The sequence below is a fragment of the Viridibacillus arvi genome, from assembly GCF_001274945.1.
GTDB lineage: Bacteria > Bacillota > Bacilli > Bacillales_A > Planococcaceae > Viridibacillus > Viridibacillus arvi.
This window is the reverse complement of record NZ_LILB01000005.1, coordinates 1,571,425-1,586,951: the sequence shown is the minus strand read 5'-3', so window position 1 is coordinate 1,586,951 and position 15,527 is coordinate 1,571,425. Positions and strand designations below refer to the sequence as shown.

General features: G+C 36.1%; 15 protein-coding genes and 3 riboswitches. Of the genes, 10 read left to right on the top strand and 5 right to left on the bottom strand.

The features are described from left to right. Positions 1 to 48 precede the first annotated feature (48 nt). A riboswitch (SAM riboswitch) is annotated at positions 49 to 154 on the top strand. A 173-nt stretch (positions 155 to 327) separates the two neighbouring features. Further along, positions 328 to 1,527, top strand: a complete 1,200-nt coding sequence (locus tag AMD00_RS16765) for a M20 metallopeptidase family protein (protein WP_053418131.1) — start codon at positions 328 to 330, stop codon at positions 1,525 to 1,527. Positions 1,528 to 1,539: 12 nt separating this feature from the next. Next, positions 1,540 to 2,349 carry a VOC family protein gene (locus AMD00_RS16760; RefSeq protein ID WP_053418130.1) on the top strand — a complete coding sequence of 270 codons (810 nt, stop codon included), beginning with the start codon at positions 1,540 to 1,542 and terminating at the stop codon, positions 2,347 to 2,349. A 219-nt stretch (positions 2,350 to 2,568) separates the two neighbouring features. Here the strand turns inward: AMD00_RS16760 and AMD00_RS16755 are convergent, their stop codons facing one another. Continuing rightward, positions 2,569 to 3,786, bottom strand: coding sequence for a CynX/NimT family MFS transporter (locus AMD00_RS16755; protein ID WP_053418129.1), 1,218 nt, complete (start codon positions 3,784 to 3,786; stop codon positions 2,569 to 2,571). 147 nt (positions 3,787 to 3,933) lie between these two features. Between AMD00_RS16755 and AMD00_RS16750 the strand changes: the two genes are divergently transcribed. Further along, positions 3,934 to 4,800, top strand: coding sequence for an aminoglycoside 6-adenylyltransferase (locus AMD00_RS16750; protein WP_053418128.1), 867 nt, complete (start codon positions 3,934 to 3,936; stop codon positions 4,798 to 4,800). A 123-nt stretch (positions 4,801 to 4,923) separates the two neighbouring features. Then, positions 4,924 to 5,102: riboswitch (Lysine riboswitch) on the top strand. A 107-nt stretch (positions 5,103 to 5,209) separates the two neighbouring features. Next, positions 5,210 to 6,670, top strand: coding sequence for an amino acid permease (locus tag AMD00_RS16745; protein ID WP_053418127.1), 1,461 nt, complete (start codon positions 5,210 to 5,212; stop codon positions 6,668 to 6,670). Positions 6,671 to 6,793: 123 nt separating this feature from the next. Here AMD00_RS16745 and AMD00_RS16740 read toward each other — a convergent pair whose 3' ends face one another. Then, a complete protein-coding gene (locus tag AMD00_RS16740; RefSeq protein ID WP_053418126.1) occupies positions 6,794 to 6,982 on the bottom strand; it encodes a hypothetical protein in 189 nt (62 codons plus the stop codon). 242 nt (positions 6,983 to 7,224) lie between these two features. Beyond that, a riboswitch (purine riboswitch) is annotated at positions 7,225 to 7,326 on the top strand. A 170-nt stretch (positions 7,327 to 7,496) separates the two neighbouring features. On the opposite strand from AMD00_RS16740, the gene AMD00_RS16735 reads away from it, so the two are divergent. From AMD00_RS16735 to AMD00_RS16710, 6 genes are all read left to right on the top strand, one after another. After that, positions 7,497 to 8,084, top strand: coding sequence for a xanthine phosphoribosyltransferase (locus AMD00_RS16735; protein ID WP_053418125.1), 588 nt, complete (start codon positions 7,497 to 7,499; stop codon positions 8,082 to 8,084). Beyond that, positions 8,081 to 9,373 carry a nucleobase:cation symporter-2 family protein gene (locus AMD00_RS16730; RefSeq protein WP_157059277.1) on the top strand — a complete coding sequence of 431 codons (1,293 nt, stop codon included), beginning with the start codon at positions 8,081 to 8,083 and terminating at the stop codon, positions 9,371 to 9,373. Before AMD00_RS16735 ends, AMD00_RS16730 begins: the two co-directional genes overlap by 4 nt. A 167-nt stretch (positions 9,374 to 9,540) precedes the next feature. Continuing rightward, the gene (locus AMD00_RS16725; RefSeq protein ID WP_053418124.1) at positions 9,541 to 10,503 is read left to right on the top strand and encodes a bile acid:sodium symporter family protein; all 963 of its coding nucleotides are present in this window, start codon (positions 9,541 to 9,543) and stop codon (positions 10,501 to 10,503) included. A gap of 287 nt (positions 10,504 to 10,790) precedes the next feature. After that, positions 10,791 to 12,026, top strand: a complete 1,236-nt coding sequence (locus AMD00_RS16720) for an amidohydrolase (RefSeq protein ID WP_053418123.1) — start codon at positions 10,791 to 10,793, stop codon at positions 12,024 to 12,026. A 2-nt stretch (positions 12,027 to 12,028) separates the two neighbouring features. Further along, positions 12,029 to 13,243, top strand: coding sequence for an amidohydrolase (locus AMD00_RS16715; RefSeq protein ID WP_053418122.1), 1,215 nt, complete (start codon positions 12,029 to 12,031; stop codon positions 13,241 to 13,243). A gap of 103 nt (positions 13,244 to 13,346) precedes the next feature. After that, positions 13,347 to 14,234 carry a DMT family transporter gene (locus AMD00_RS16710; RefSeq protein ID WP_157059276.1) on the top strand — a complete coding sequence of 296 codons (888 nt, stop codon included), beginning with the start codon at positions 13,347 to 13,349 and terminating at the stop codon, positions 14,232 to 14,234. Here the strand turns inward: AMD00_RS16710 and AMD00_RS16705 are convergent. From AMD00_RS16705 to AMD00_RS24340, 3 genes are all read right to left on the bottom strand, one after another. Continuing rightward, complete coding sequence (locus AMD00_RS16705) at positions 14,231 to 14,788, bottom strand: SLOG family protein (RefSeq protein ID WP_053418120.1); 558 nt, start codon at positions 14,786 to 14,788, stop codon at positions 14,231 to 14,233. The genes AMD00_RS16710 and AMD00_RS16705 overlap by 4 nt on opposite strands. Positions 14,789 to 14,994: 206 nt before the next feature. Next, a complete protein-coding gene (locus tag AMD00_RS16700; RefSeq protein ID WP_053418119.1) occupies positions 14,995 to 15,366 on the bottom strand; it encodes a hypothetical protein in 372 nt (123 codons plus the stop codon). 9 nt (positions 15,367 to 15,375) lie between these two features. Continuing rightward, a complete protein-coding gene (locus AMD00_RS24340) occupies positions 15,376 to 15,507 on the bottom strand; it encodes a hypothetical protein (RefSeq protein WP_407701124.1) in 132 nt (43 codons plus the stop codon). Positions 15,508 to 15,527 lie beyond the last annotated feature (20 nt).

Here is a 15,527-nt window from a genome sequence, read left to right as displayed (position 1 = left end):
TAATAGATTAGCGTAACATGATTTTAATTACTACTAATTCAATAGGTTTTCTTATCAAGAGAGATGGAGGGACTGGCCCTGTGATATCTCAGCAACCGCTATTAAAGCAAGGTGCTACTTCCAGCAAGTTGATTAAAGACTTGATAGATGAGGATGGACTTACATACCAAGTCGATTTCTCTAAATGAAATAGAGAAATCGACTTTTTTATTATCATGAAATAAATTTGCAAAGCATATAATGAAAAGTTTCCTAAGAAAACAATTTAACTCTAATACAAAGTAAACCGATTTGAATTAAAAATATAAATCGAGGGAGGAATATTGAATGAGTGCGATAACGCAAAAAGAACTTTTAACTACAATTTATGAAGAAATAGATCAAGGTTTTGATGAAATTGTTGCGTGGAGGAGATATTTGCATGAGCATCCAGAGTTATCTTTTGAAGAATATGAAACTGCAAAATTTATTGCAGAAAAACTTGAGAGCTTCGGTTTAGAGGTAAAAAAAGGGATAGGTGGAAATGGTTTAATTGGTATTTTGAAAGGAGATCAAGCAGGTAAAACAATCGCTTTAAGAGCAGATTTTGATGCATTACCTATTACAGATTTAAAAGAAGTTGCATACAAATCTCAAAAAGATGGTGTCATGCATGCATGTGGTCATGATGGACATACGACCGCATTACTTGCGACAGCGAAAACGTTAAGCCATTACAGAGAGCATTTGCACGGTAATATCATTTTTATTTTCCAACATGCGGAGGAAAAACCTCCTGGTGGTGCGAAATTCATGATTGCAGAAGATGTATTAAAGGATGTCGATTATGTATTTGGTGCACATTTAGATTCAGGTTCACCCGTTGGAAAGGTATCTGTTGGGGATGGGTTTAAAATGGCTGCCGTTGATAAATTCGCGATTAAAATTCAAGGATTAGGAGGCCATGGTGCGAAACCACAGCAATCCATCGACTCAATTGTTGTAGGTAGTGAAATCGTTGGAGCGTTGCAGAAAATTGTCAGTCGTCGCTTAAATCCATTTGATGCAGCGGTAGTGACAGTTGGTGTATTCCACGCAGGAAGTGCCTTTAATATCATTGCAGATTCGGCAATAATTGAAGGAACAGTTCGCACAATGACGGATGAAGTTCGTAATAAGGTAAAAGAAGAAATCTACTCAATCGTCAAAGGAGTAACGGAATCAGCACATGCCACATATGAAATTGATTATTTACATGGCTACCCAGCCCTTTACAATCATCCAACTGAAACAGAGCTTGTGAAAGAATTATTTGAAGTGGAATTCGGTACAGAATCTGTAATTGAATTTGAACCGTCAATGGGTGGAGAGGATTTTGCGTATTTTTTAAATGAAAAACCAGGTACTTATTTTAAAGCAGGCTCACGCAATGACGACGAACGCACTCATTTTGCACATCATCATCCGAAATTCGATTTTGATGAAAGAGCGTTATTAACAATAGAGAAGGCATTTGTGAAAATCGTTTCACATTATTTATTTAAATAAGGGGATTTGAACATGACATTATCTTTTGATCACTTAGTACATTTTGTAGATGAACCAAAAGAAGTAATAATATTATTGGAAAATCAAGGAATTCACGCTGTTGAAGGTGGCGTTCATGAAGGGCGCGGAACGTACAATGTACTTAGCTACTTTGATCTAAGTTATATAGAGTACCTTGGTACATACGACAGAGAGCTAGTAACTGGAGTAGAGCATTTACATCACAGCCTTATTGAAACAGTAGTAAATAATGATTTCACAGAAGGTTTCGTAAGATTTGCAGTTCGCACAACGGACATTGAAGGTATAGCAGAGCGTTTGAAAGAGCAAGGTTTATCAGTAAATGGTCCAGTACCAATGAACAGAAAGCGCCCAGATGGCAGTATTATTAGCTGGCAATTACTTTACGCTGGAGAAGAAAATGACTCTCTTCAATTGCCATTTATTATTCAATGGGATGACAATGATGATAAGCGTAGACAGGAGCAAGTTGAAAAAGGAGTCATTGGAAAGCAACCAGAAAAGTTGGACTTTGCAGGAGTTACTTTTGCAGTAATAGATGCTGAAAAAACTGCTGAAAAATGGTCTCGATATTTAGGGTTAGAGGTTGCAGAAGCGTATGTCGATCCGGAGTTGAATTCTATTGTACAGGTTCTTACATTAGCTGGAGGAGACTTATACTTTGCTAGCCCTATTGGAGAGGGAGTTGTTGCAAAAGTATTAGCAGAACTAGGAGAATGTCCATTCCAAGTTAACTTCTCAGGAGCAAAAGAACCAGTTACATTTGAATTGTTTAACGGTCGCTATCATTTTGAAAAGTAATTTATAGAAATGATTGTATTTGTGTGGCTTAAATTGGAGAAAAAATATCAAGCTAGCAAGTATAACGACAATAAAAATTAAAAGCTATTATGTAGTGTTCGAAACTATCTAATAGCTTTTTTTCTATGGCTTGTTTTGTTGAGAGTGTTCAGTTGGGTATGCATAACTTGCTCCTAGTAATACAAAAAAATCCGAGCTATTATAAGCTCGGATTCAACTCTATTTTTCAGGTGTAACATAACCTTCTTTTGCAGCATGCATGCCAGCTGACACTAATAACACTACTGTAATAAGGAATAGGAAGTTAGCTGTTGTCCAACTATTTGAAATATCGTGAATATAACCGAATAGTACAGGGCCGACTGCCGCTAATAAATATCCGAATGATTGAGCAGTACCTGATAATTCGGCTGCTTCATCAGCTGTACGGGTACGAAGTGAGAAAAACATCATCGCTAAACTAAATGATGCACCACCTGCAAGTCCAAGCAAAATCATCCATAATACTGTCAATGAAGTCCATCCAGCTAAAATACCACCAAAACCTACTATATAAAGAGCGCCGTATACTGCAACAAGAGGACGTTGATCTTTTCTACGGCCTGCAATAATAGGAATGATAAATGTTGCAGGCAATTGTGAGAACTGCATAAAGGAGAACATCCATCCAGCTGTATTAGCACTCATACCTTGTGATTGCAACATTTCAGGAATCCAAGCAGCGGTTGTATAGAAGATAAGGGATTGGAGACCCATTGATAATGTTACGGTCCAAGTAAGAGGTGATTTCCAAAGTGGAACGTGTTCTTTCTTAGTTTGAGTGCCGCTGTTCAAATCTGATTTAGGTTTGCGGATTTGTGGTAGCCAAATAATAAAGGCGATAACCGCTAAAATGAACCAAATACCAAGTGCGATTTTCCAGCCAAACTCGCCACTAGCGAGCGGATAACTAATACCAGCAGCTATGCTAGCCGATATATTCATTGAGACTGTGAATAACCCTGTTAATAATCCAACTTGTAAAGGGAATTTCAGTTTAATCAAACTTGGTAATAGAACATTTCCAAAAGCAATTGCCACGCCGATAAGTGATGTACCTAATAATAGCATGGATGTCGTGCCTAATGACCGAGTGAGAATACCTACAGCTAGTAATGCTGTTGAGAATAGTAAAGTACGTTCTATGCCAAAGCGCTTTGAAAATTTTGGAGCTAAAGGTGATATAACAGCAAAAGCAAGTAAAGGAATCGTTGTGATAAATCCTGCTAATACATTTGAAATATGTAGACCATCACGAATAAATGAAATGATTGGACCTACAGATGTTAAAGGAGCACGTAATGTAGAAGAGATGAAAATAATCCCAATTACAAGCAACCAAACATTACGATTCCATTTTATCTTGTTGCCATTTTGAACAGCATGATTTGTTGCCAATTGTAACGCCTCCTATTATATATATTTATGAATCTTATAGTATTTTAAACCCACTAATTGACAAAGGTTAATTATATCAAAGAAAATGGATAATTATAATAAGATGGTTCAAAATAAAATTACCAATTTAATACGGGGGTATTTATGATGAGAACAGCGCAACAAATGATGGATTTAATCCTAGGTGTAGCGGGAAATGATGAACGCGTACGTGCAGTTTGTATGAATGGTTCAAGAACAAACATTAATGTGAAAAAGGATCCCTTTCAAGATTTTGATATCGTTTATATTGTGACGGATATTAAAGCATTTACTAATAATCCTCATTGGATAGATATTTTTGGAGAGAGAATCATTATGCAAACACCAGAAGATATGGTGTTGTTTCCGCCTGAACTTGGTGGGCGCTATACATATTTGATGCAATTTTCGGATGGGAACCGAATTGATTTAATGCTTATCCCGGTCGAAGAACAAGAAGCATATTGTAAAGAAGATAGTTTAACTACAATCTTGTTAGATAAAGATGATTCACTTCCTAAACTCCCTCCACCAACAGACGTCAATTATTGGGTACAATGTCCAACGGAAGAACATTATAAGGATTGTTGCAATGAATTTTGGTGGGTTTCTACATATATTGCGAAAGGTTTATGGAGAAAAGAAATGCTCTATGCACAAGCACATTTTAATAATACGCGTGAAATGCTGATTCAAATGCTTTCTTGGCAAGTCGGAGTGCAAACAGACTTTTCTAGAAGCGTTGGTAAAAATGGTAAGGACCTAGAGTACCTATTATCAAAAGAGGTGTGGGAGAAGTTACTCGCAACATACAACAATGCTAGTTATGATTCAGCATGGCAAGCACTATTTACTATGTGTGAATTATTCCAAAGTACAACAACAAATGTTGCTAGTATGCTTTCATTTCAAGGTTATGGAGAAAGTGCGAAAGTGCTCAATTACTTAAAACATATTCAAAAGCTACCGAGTGATGCAAAAATTATATTTTGAAGTCTTAACAAAAATCAACTTAAATTGTTCTAATATTCGAGAAAATTTACATCTTGAATATAGAACTCTCTTGTATTATAATGGGGACATATTAAATTAATATATTGCAATGCCTCATCCATTCGATGAGGTAGAGGTCGCGGTATTAAAAAGTAAAATGGATGAGACGAAAAGCGTCGGGGATTCTATTTGAAAGGGAATATCGCCGAAGTGATTATAAGCTTTTTCTTATAATCATTGGGGCTGTTGCCGAAAGGTGCAGAACTGTCACGTCTTAGCGGGCGTGTTGAGCTATCTTTATCAAGGTTGATGGGCATGTTTCGATACCATCGCATATTCCTTGTGATGGTATTTTTTATGACATCAAGTTAACCTTCTTGCAATGAAAAATGGAAAGAGGAGATTCTTAATGAGTAATAAAAATAATGGCCAAAGCGTAGAAACGCAAGGTCTTAATAGAGGATTGAAAAGTCGTCACGTGACGATGATTTCACTTGGAGGAACAATCGGTACAGGGCTGTTCTTAGCAAGTGGTGGAGCTATCCACGAAGCGGGTCCAGGTGGAGCGTTATTAGCATATTCTTTAATTGGTATTATGGTGTTCTTCTTAATGACAAGTTTAGGGGAAATGGCAGCATTTATGCCCGTCTCAGGTTCATTTAGTACTTACGCATCTAAATTCGTTGACCCAGCGCTTGGTTTTGCTCTTGGTTGGAACTACTGGTATAACTGGGCAATTACGATTGCAGCAGAAATTGCAGCGGTATCATTAATTATGAAATTTTGGTTCCCAGATGTATCATCATTTGTCTGGACAGCAGGATTTTTAGTAGTCATCTTCACTTTGAATGTCTTATCGATTAAAAGCTTTGGTGAAAGTGAATACTGGTTTTCACTAATTAAAGTCATTACAATTATTGTCTTTATCATCGTTAGTTTCTTGATGGTATTTGGTTTAATGGGTGGACAAGACCCAGTTGGATTCAAAAACTTCTTCATTGAAGATGGTCCATTCCATGGTGGTTTCTTCGCAATGTTCGGTATTTTCTTAGCAGCAGGTTTCTCATTCCAAGGAACAGAGCTACTTGGGATTACTGCGGGTGAAACAGATGATCCAGGAAAAAATATTCCGAAAGCTGTTCGTCAAGTTTTCTGGCGTATCCTTTTATTCTACATTTTAGCAATTTTAGCGATTGGCTTATTAATTCCATTTACTGATGAACGTTTAGCTAGTAGTGATATTACAGTTAGTCCGTTTACATTAGTATTTGAAAATGCAGGTATCGCATTTGCAGCTTCAGTTATGAATGCGATCATTTTAACGGCTATTTTATCTTCAGGTAACTCTGGTTTATACGCATCATCACGTATGCTTTGGGAGCTTGCTAAAGATGGTAAAGCACCAAAAATGTTTAGTAAACTAAACAAACGCGGAATTCCAATGGCTGCATTAGTAGCAACTTGTTTAGTTGCTTGTGTATCGTTTATCGCATCATTCTTTGGTGATGGTGTTGTCTACATTTGGTTGCTAAATGCTTCAGGTATGTGTGGATTTGTAGCTTGGCTAGGGATCGCGGTAAGTCATTACCGATTCCGTAAAGCATATATCATCCAAGGTCGCGATTTAAACGAATTACCTTATAAAGCAAAATGGTTCCCATTCGGTCCAATCTTTGCCTTTGTACTTTGTGCAATTGTTGTTGTTGGTCAAAACTATACGGCATTCACAGGTGACCATATCGATTGGTACGGTATCCTTGTTTCATATATCGGATTACCAATTTTCTTAGCCATTTGGTTTGGTTATAAAATTGTTCATAAAACGAAAATCGTCAAACTAGAAGATTGTGACTTTGATAGCCACCGTTAACTTAAAAAACTACGTAGCCTCTAGGCTGCGTAGTTTTTTTGTTTTATTTCTTCACACCCACCTAAGGGGAGTGAAGAAATAAATTATCTGAATGGCTTTTTATCAATAATAGAATAAGAAGAGTTATTGCAAATTCTTAGGCTCAGTGACGTACAGAGCTTCAATGTATCCACAATCGCTACAATACTCAGCAGATACAGGTGAAGATTTGCCTCTAGTATTGCTTGCTGGAACCATTTGAAGTATTAAAGCACCACTGTGAAGTACCCCTTTTTTCATTTCGTTTGCGTCACATTTAGGACATTTACTCATATCACATCTCCAACTCCTTGAAATTGTATTTTTTGTAAAATAACTTAAGGAGAATTATAGCATAAGTTCTAATTTGCATAGCTTAAATAAATGAGTTATTTAAATATATGGAACTAGTTAAATACCACATAGTTCCTTTTGTTTTAGTGCTTTAAAAACGTGAAAAAGATTGAATAGTCTTTCATTATTTGTAAGGATTGAAATTCAAAATTTCAGTGCTATAATAGGAACATTCTATAACGAAAATCTTAATAGCATTCACTCATATAAAAGCGAGAATAAGGCTCGCAAGTTTCTACCGGTTTGCCGTAAACAAACTGACTATGAGAGGCAATGATATAGAAAGTAAATGTCTAATGACATTATTTTTCTATACCCAACGAACTTTTAGCTCGGGGGACTTTGCTCCACTCATAGTATGAATGGATGCATGGTTTCTGAGTTTTTTTATTATATTCTAGTTAATATAGTACAAAATTTGGAGACTGCTAGGAAAAGAAGGGAGCGCCTAAACTTGAAGGCACTGCAGGACAAAATTGTACAAGATGGTAAAGTATTATCAGAAACAGTATTAAAAGTTGATTCTTTCTTGAATCACCAAATTGATCCGAAACTTATGCAAGAAATCGGTCAAGAGTTTGCGAATCGCTATAAAGATGCAGGTTTAACAAGAATTGTTACAATCGAATCTTCAGGTATTGCACCAGCTACTATGGCGGGTCTTATTTTAGGTATACCCGTAGTATTTGCTCGTAAACGTAAATCTTTAACTCTAGCAGGAAATTTATATTCTTCAAAAGTTCACTCGTTTACAAAGAATGAAACGAATGAAATTTCTGTATCAAAAGATTTCTTAAAATCAGATGATGTTGTACTAATTATTGATGATTTCTTAGCGAATGGAGAAGCTGTGAAAGGCTTACTTGATATCGTTGGACAAGCAGGCGCAACTGCTAGTGGCGTAGGTATTGTCATTGAAAAAGGTTTCCAAGATGGTGGTAAGCTACTTCGTGAAAAAGGTATTCGTATTGATTCTCTAGCAATCATTTCATCTTTGGAAGACGGTAAAGTAACATTTGCCGAAGGAGAATTGGCTCGATGAAAAACCTGAAATTAGTGACACTTGGGATTCAGCATTTATTAGCAATGTATGCAGGGGCTATTCTAGTTCCTTTAATCATTGGTAAATCTTTAGGTTTTGATTCAACGCAATTAACGTATTTAGTTTCCATTGATATTATGATGTGTGGTATTGCAACACTATTACAAGTGGTACGTGGTAAATTCTTTGGTATAGGTTTACCAATCGTTTTAGGCTGTACCTTTACGGCAGTAGCACCAATTATTGCAATTGGTAAAGGATATGGCTTATCCGCAATTTATGGCTCTGTCATTGCTTCAGGTCTAATTGTAGTATTGATTGCAAGCTTTTTTGGAAAGTTAGTACGTTTTTTCCCACCAGTTGTCACTGGTTCAGTTGTAACAATTATAGGAATCACTTTAATACCAGTTGCTATTAACAATATGGGTGGTGGCCAAGGAGCTAAGGATTTTGGTTCTGCTCCTAACATCGCGTTAGCATTTGGAACATTGATTACTATTGTTTTAATTTATCGATTCACCAAGGGATTTGCTCGTGCAATTTCTATTTTAATAGGATTAGTACTCGGAACAATTGCGGCAATCTTCATGGGTAAAGTTGACTTTACTCCAGTGATTGATGCTGACTTTTTGCAAATGGTTCAGCCATTCTATTTTGGTACACCAACATTCCATTGGGAACCAATTGTTACGATGACACTTGTAGCCTTAGTATCTTTAGTAGAGTCGACAGGTTCTTACTTTGCACTTAGTGATATATGCAAGCAACCTGTAACAGAAAAGGATTTAGCTCGTGGTTATCGTTCTGAAGGTTTAGCTTCTATTATCGGCGGTCTTTTCAACTCATTCCCATACACAGCATTTTCTCAAAATGTTGGGTTACTACAAATGACAGGCGTACGTACACGCAATGTTATTTTTGTCACAGGTGGGTTCCTAGTAACACTAGGTTTCTTGCCTAAAGTAGCAGCATTAACGACAATCATTCCAACGCCTGTACTAGGTGGGGCTATGATTGCAATGTTCGGGATGGTTATTGCTCAAGGTATTAAAATGTTAAGTACAACGATCAATCAATCTGAAGGTAATTCAATGATTATCGCTTGTGCAATCGGCATGGGCCTTGGTGTTACAGTTGTTCCAGATATCTTCAAAGTCTTACCTGATAGCGTTCAAATCCTAACAAGTAACGGTATCGTTGCAGGAAGTGTAACTGCTATCGTATTAAATATAATTTTTAATATGATCCCATGGAGAAGAGAAGAATCAAAGGAAGAATTAATAGATTAGAAAGTTTAATATTATTTTAAGGTACATCACTTCTTTATAGTGATGTATCTTTTTTTATTGCCGTAGATTACTAAAATACACCGTTTATAAACTAGACGATAAATTTAGTATGATAAATTAAAACCTCAAGCATATAATCTAATAATATTGTAAAGGAGGTAAGTAACATGCAGACGATTGAAAAGATCGGGAAATTTGTTGGCGATACTTTCGCCATATGGATCTTGGTAATTGCAGGTTTAGCATTATATGCACCAGAGCAATTTACGTGGATTGGGCCTCATATTTCATTATTATTAGGGATTGTTATGTTTGGTATGGGGATGACATTATCTATAGGAGATTTCAAATTGATATTGAAGCAGCCAAAAGGGGTTATAGTCGGTGTTTTATCGCAATTTATAGTCATGCCATTATTAGCATACATACTAGCTAAAGGTTTTAATTTATCCCCAGAAGTCGCAATAGGTGTCATCTTAGTTGGATCTTGCCCAGGTGGTACAGCTTCAAATGTTATGACGTTTTTAGCAAAAGGGAATACAGCATTATCTGTAACAGTCACTTCTATTACGACTTTACTTGCACCACTTTTGACACCAGCTATTGTGTATTTACTAGCAAGTGAGTGGTTAAAGGTATCCGCAAGTGATATGTTTATCTCTGTTGTTAAAATTGTGTTAATCCCGATTCTTTTAGGCATTGTTGTAAAATTAATATTCAAAAATAAAACGGATGCTGCAATTGGCGTTATGCCTTTGATTTCTGTTATTGCGATAGTGATGATTGTTGCTGCAGTTGTAGGTGGTAGCCGCGATAAAATTTTAGAAACAGGGCTATTAATATTCGCTGTTGTTATTTTACACAATGGTTTAGGGTTACTATTTGGATTCTTAATTGCAAAAGCACTGAAATTGAATTATGAAGATCAAAAAGCAATATCTATAGAAGTAGGAATGCAAAATTCCGGTCTAGGAGCAGCATTAGCAGTTGCCCATTTCAGTCCATTAGCTGCAGTTCCAAGTGCGATCTTCAGTGTATGGCACAATATTTCAGGGCCACTACTCGCAACTTATTGGAGCTGGAAGGCTAACAAAAAAACGTTAAAAGTATTAGATGGAAATAAAGAGTAGTAATTCAAGGCTATTCCACAGGTGTTAAACACTTCGTGGAATAGCTTTTTTATTTTGCTATCACTAATAGGAGTATCACGCTAGTTGTAGATTATAAAAACTTATACCTGATTTTTGGGATTAGGATAAGCTCTACGTTAATATCATATTGATTATGAAACTATTAATTACAGAAAATAGCGAATATATCGACAATGATATATGATTTACAAAATGAGCGAAATTTGCATGCAATTCGTTGCTCATTGTAGCCAATTTAGTTTTATTCATATAGGAGGTAGTAAGTAATGCAGAATCTATTGATAAAAAACGCTAAGTTAGAAACCGGTTTTAGCTATATAAATGGCCATATTGTCAATACACAAACTGAGATTTTTGATGTATTAATTATGAATGGACAAGTAACTGAAATCGGGAAAGATATACTGTCTTCAAATATTGAGGTTTTAGATGCTCAAGAATCTTTATTAATGCCTGCCTTTAGAGAAATGCATATTCACGTTGATAAAACATATTTTGGTGGTCCGTGGAAGGCTTGTAAGCCAGCTATGAAAGGTATTTTCACTAGAATAGAAGAGGAGGGGGAATTATTACCTGCTCAACTTCCTGTAGCACTTCAGCGTGCGGAAAATATGATCCAATTCTTACTTTCACAGGGTCATACACACATTAGATCACATTGTAATGTGGATCCACAAATCGGTACAAAGCATATAGAAATTACGAAAGAGGCATTTCAAAAATTTGAAGGACAAGTTACTTATGATATTGTAGCCTTTCCTCAGCACGGATTATTACGTTCGGGTGTTGAACCATTAATACGTGAAGCAATGAAAATGGGTGCCACATTAGTTGGTGGATTGGATCCTTCTGTCATAGATCGTGATATCGATAAATCATTGCATACAACTATGGATATAGCAGTGGAAGCAGGAACTGGTATTGATATGCATATTCATGACCCAAATACACTTGGTGCTTTTGAATTCTATCAATTGGCGAAATTAACGAAAGAAGCTAACAAAGTTGGACAAGTGACAATTAGTCATGCAATGGCTTTAGGTGATCTAGAAGGTAAAGAGTTAGAAGCATTAACGGCGACTTTAGCAGATGCTCAAATCGATGTCACTTCAACGGTACCAATTGGTCGAACAACTATTCCAATTCCATACTTATATGATAATGGGGTAAGAGTTTCGCTTGGACACGATAGTTTAACGGATCACTGGTCACCTTTTGGGACAGGGAATACTGTAGAAAAGCTAAATACATTTGTAGAAAGATTTAAATGCATTGATGAATACTCACTTAATCGTTGCTGGAAATATGCATCAGGTGGAATTACCCCACTAAATGATGTAGGTATGAGAGTTTGGCCTCAAGTGGGAGATTTAGCGAATATAGTATTACTTGATGCAGAGTGTTCAGCACATGCTGTAGCAAGAAGAAGACCAATTACACATGTTATTTCACAAGGTCAACTTATTTTCACAAATGAAGAACTAGTAGGACAGGAGGGGTAATAATGAGTAACGTACAGTGGCTTTCAAATGTGAAATTAGAAGTAGGAGAAAGAGTCTTACCAAATGGCACAGTTGAAACTGAAACAGCATTATTCCATATTCAAATAACTGAGGGTAAAATAACGAAATTAATTTCTACTTCTGAAAATATTCCTTTTAATGAAGATAGTATCGATATGAAAGAAAAACTTGCCGTTCCAACATTTAAAGAGATGCATAATCATCTTGATAAAACATATATGTCTTTAGGGTGGAGAGCTTGTACACCTGTGGCCAACTTAAAAGAACGATTGGCACATGAGGCAAGCGAACTACCTTTACTTGCTGATTCTACACAGCAAAGAGCGACAAAAATGATTGAAACAATTTTAGCAAATGGTGCGACGCATATTCGGACACACGTTAATATTGATCCTTATATCGGACTGAAAAATTTAGAGGGTGTTATTGCAGCACTTGATACATTTAAAGGTAAAGTAACTGCAGACATTATTGCTTTCCCACAACACGGTTTACTTCGAGATCATGTACCTGCTTTAATTAGAGAAGCGATGCGTAGTGGAGCAACAATGGTTGGGGGATTAGACCCAGCAGGAATTGATAATGCAATTGAAAAATCTTTATATGAAACTATGAATATAGCTACAGAATTTGATGCAGATGTTGATATTCACCTTCATGATGGCGGACATGTAGGCTATTATACAGTGGATAAATGGGTAGACATTATTGAGAATGCAAATTATTATGGACGTACAGCTTTAAGCCATTCTTTTTGTTTAGGTGATGTATCTATTCCTGAACAAGAGAAAATTGCAACACGTTTAGCAGAAAATAATGTTGCTATTATGTCCACAGTTCCTATTAACTTAAAGAGAGTTATTCCACCAATCGATTTACTAGATCGATACGGAGTAAAAGTGAATTTTGGTTGTGATGGATTCTTTGATTCTTGGAGTCCATATGGCTCTGGGGACGTTCTAGAAAAAGTTACTCGTTTTTGTGAGTTAACGCGTAAAATTGATGAGAAATCACTTAGAAATGCTTTGAAATGGATTACAGGAGGAATTACAGCTTTAGACCAGGGTGGTCGAAAAGTTTGGCCGAATGTTCAGGATGATGCAGACTTTGTATTCTTTGATGCCGCTTCTTCAGCAGAAGTAGTTGCTCGAAAGCCGCTTAAGCGAACTGTTATGGTGAATGGTCAATTTGTATAAATAATGAGAGGATAACCCGAAAGGAAACGGTGATTGTTGTATTTCCTAGAGGGTATCCTCTTAGCATTTTAGAAAAGCTGGAAAATTGAAGAAAGGTATTTTTATGAAAAATCAATTATTTACGTATTTCATTTTATTTTGTTGTGTTTTTGCTTGGGGTAGTAATTTTATTTTTGGTGCTATATTAGTAAATGTATTTGCTCCAAGTGTTATTGCGTTTATTCGATTAATTTTTATAGTGCTATTTTTATGGAGCATTACTTTTAGAGATGTAAGAAATTATAGGCTATCTAAAAAGGGTTTTCTAATATTAGTTATTGCGGGGCTTATTGGTATTACCCTCAATCAATGGAGTTTTTATGCCAGTTTACAATATTCAGAACCGGTTAAAGCTGCTCTTATTTTAGCGTTATCCCCTATAATGACGGCTATTTTATCTGTAGTCTTTTTTAAGGAGCGAAAGAAAAAAGTATTTTGGTTCGGCTCATTAGCTGCCTTACTTGGTGTTTGGCTAGTCATAACGAATGGTTCGTTTGTGACAATACACTTTGGTAAAGGCGAATTACTAATAACATTAACAATGCTATCCTTTTCTATTTTCCTCATTTTTGTTCAACAACTTTCAAAATCGATGCCACCCGGCGTTATAACTTTTTATAGTAATATTTTTGGTTTAATTGGGTTGCTACCATTTGTGCAGTGGAAGTATATGGAGCAAGCCCTTACAGTTCCATTATCATATTGGTTACTATTAATAGTTACAGCGATTATTATGCACGGTCTATGTACTTATCTTTGGAATAACTCGATTCAGAAAGTAGGAGCATCTAATGCCTCGTTGTTGATGAATTTGGAACCATTTATTGCGATGATTGTTGGTTTAATTGTACTGGGAACGCCAATTGACTTATTTCAATTATTAGGTGGAATTGTGATTGTGTGTGGAGTTACGATTTCATTGAGAACAAAAAAACTCTCCTCTAAAAACTAGTCCCATTCTTTCATCTGTTCTTCTTCAGCAACAACCTGTAAATCATAGGCGTTAATGTTGAGAGTCGTGTAATCATGCTTGTCGGCATACAGCTCGGCAAGCTTTTTTATATATTTAGGAGAGCCGTCGTTTTCTTCATCATAAATAATGAGAATACCATCTGAATTTTTTATGAGAAATTTATTTTTCTCGATAAATTGCCAAGGTGCTTCATATGGTCGCTTCGTTAAACTCGTCACAAAGTTTGCTTTTGCCGCAATCATATCGTATTTTTCTTGTTTTTGTTCATTCCAATTCTTTTGTTGATCCAGAAATGGCGTGATAATCGCATATTTTAACTCTGGATATTCAATTTGCAGTTCTTGTACAACTTCTGCTGCCCAAGTTTCTACACCAAGTTGACCACTTAAAATAACCCATTCTAATCCATCGTTAATTAAGGAAATCAATTGATTATGTAACGCCTTCTTTATAATCGGTATACCGGGGTGTTGATCATTAAAAATGCCTAGCTCATGTGCTTTGTAGCCAGTGATGACTAAACGTTTTAGCATAAAGTGCCTCCTCTGTAGATTTATAATGCTATAAAGTATTTTACATGCTTTGTGAAGGAATGGAAAAGTATATGCAAGTATTAAAATAGAGAAAAAAGAACCTATTTGAAAGTTAACCTCCCAAATAGGTTCCATAATTGTTTAATCGCTTCTAAATGGCATACTTAAATATTATTTAGTCCAAATCTACTGTATTTGTTAATACATTATTTCCAGAACCTAAACGAAGGCGAAGGTTTGCTATAAGCACCTCTACGCCAGCCATTCATGACTTCATTGGAGTCCCAACGATTTAAATTTCTGTCTGCATTGTAGTGGTCAGCGATAAAAAATACACCCCCACCTTGCTCTGCAAATGTAGCAATTGCTTCTTGCTCAGATTTCTTAAAAGGAATTTGAGCTTCTGGAATTACGAATACATCATAACCTTGTAAGTCTTGTAATGTTAAAGGGTTAGCACTACGATGTTCTTTAACATAATAATCTTCGGCAACTAGTGCATTAGCAAAATCTGAGAATGCTCCATTAATGACCCAATCTGCTTGACCGGCAGTTTGTCCATGACTATTATCAAACAATACTTTTTTTCAATTCGGTGTTGATGGAACTAATGCGGGTGCAGGATCAGAAGAATTCTCTGCAAAACTGATGTCCATATTGGCTACTAACGCAAGGAGAGCAATAAATGCAACAATACTTCGTAACAGGAATCTTTTCATTTCAGTTTCCGCCTAATGGT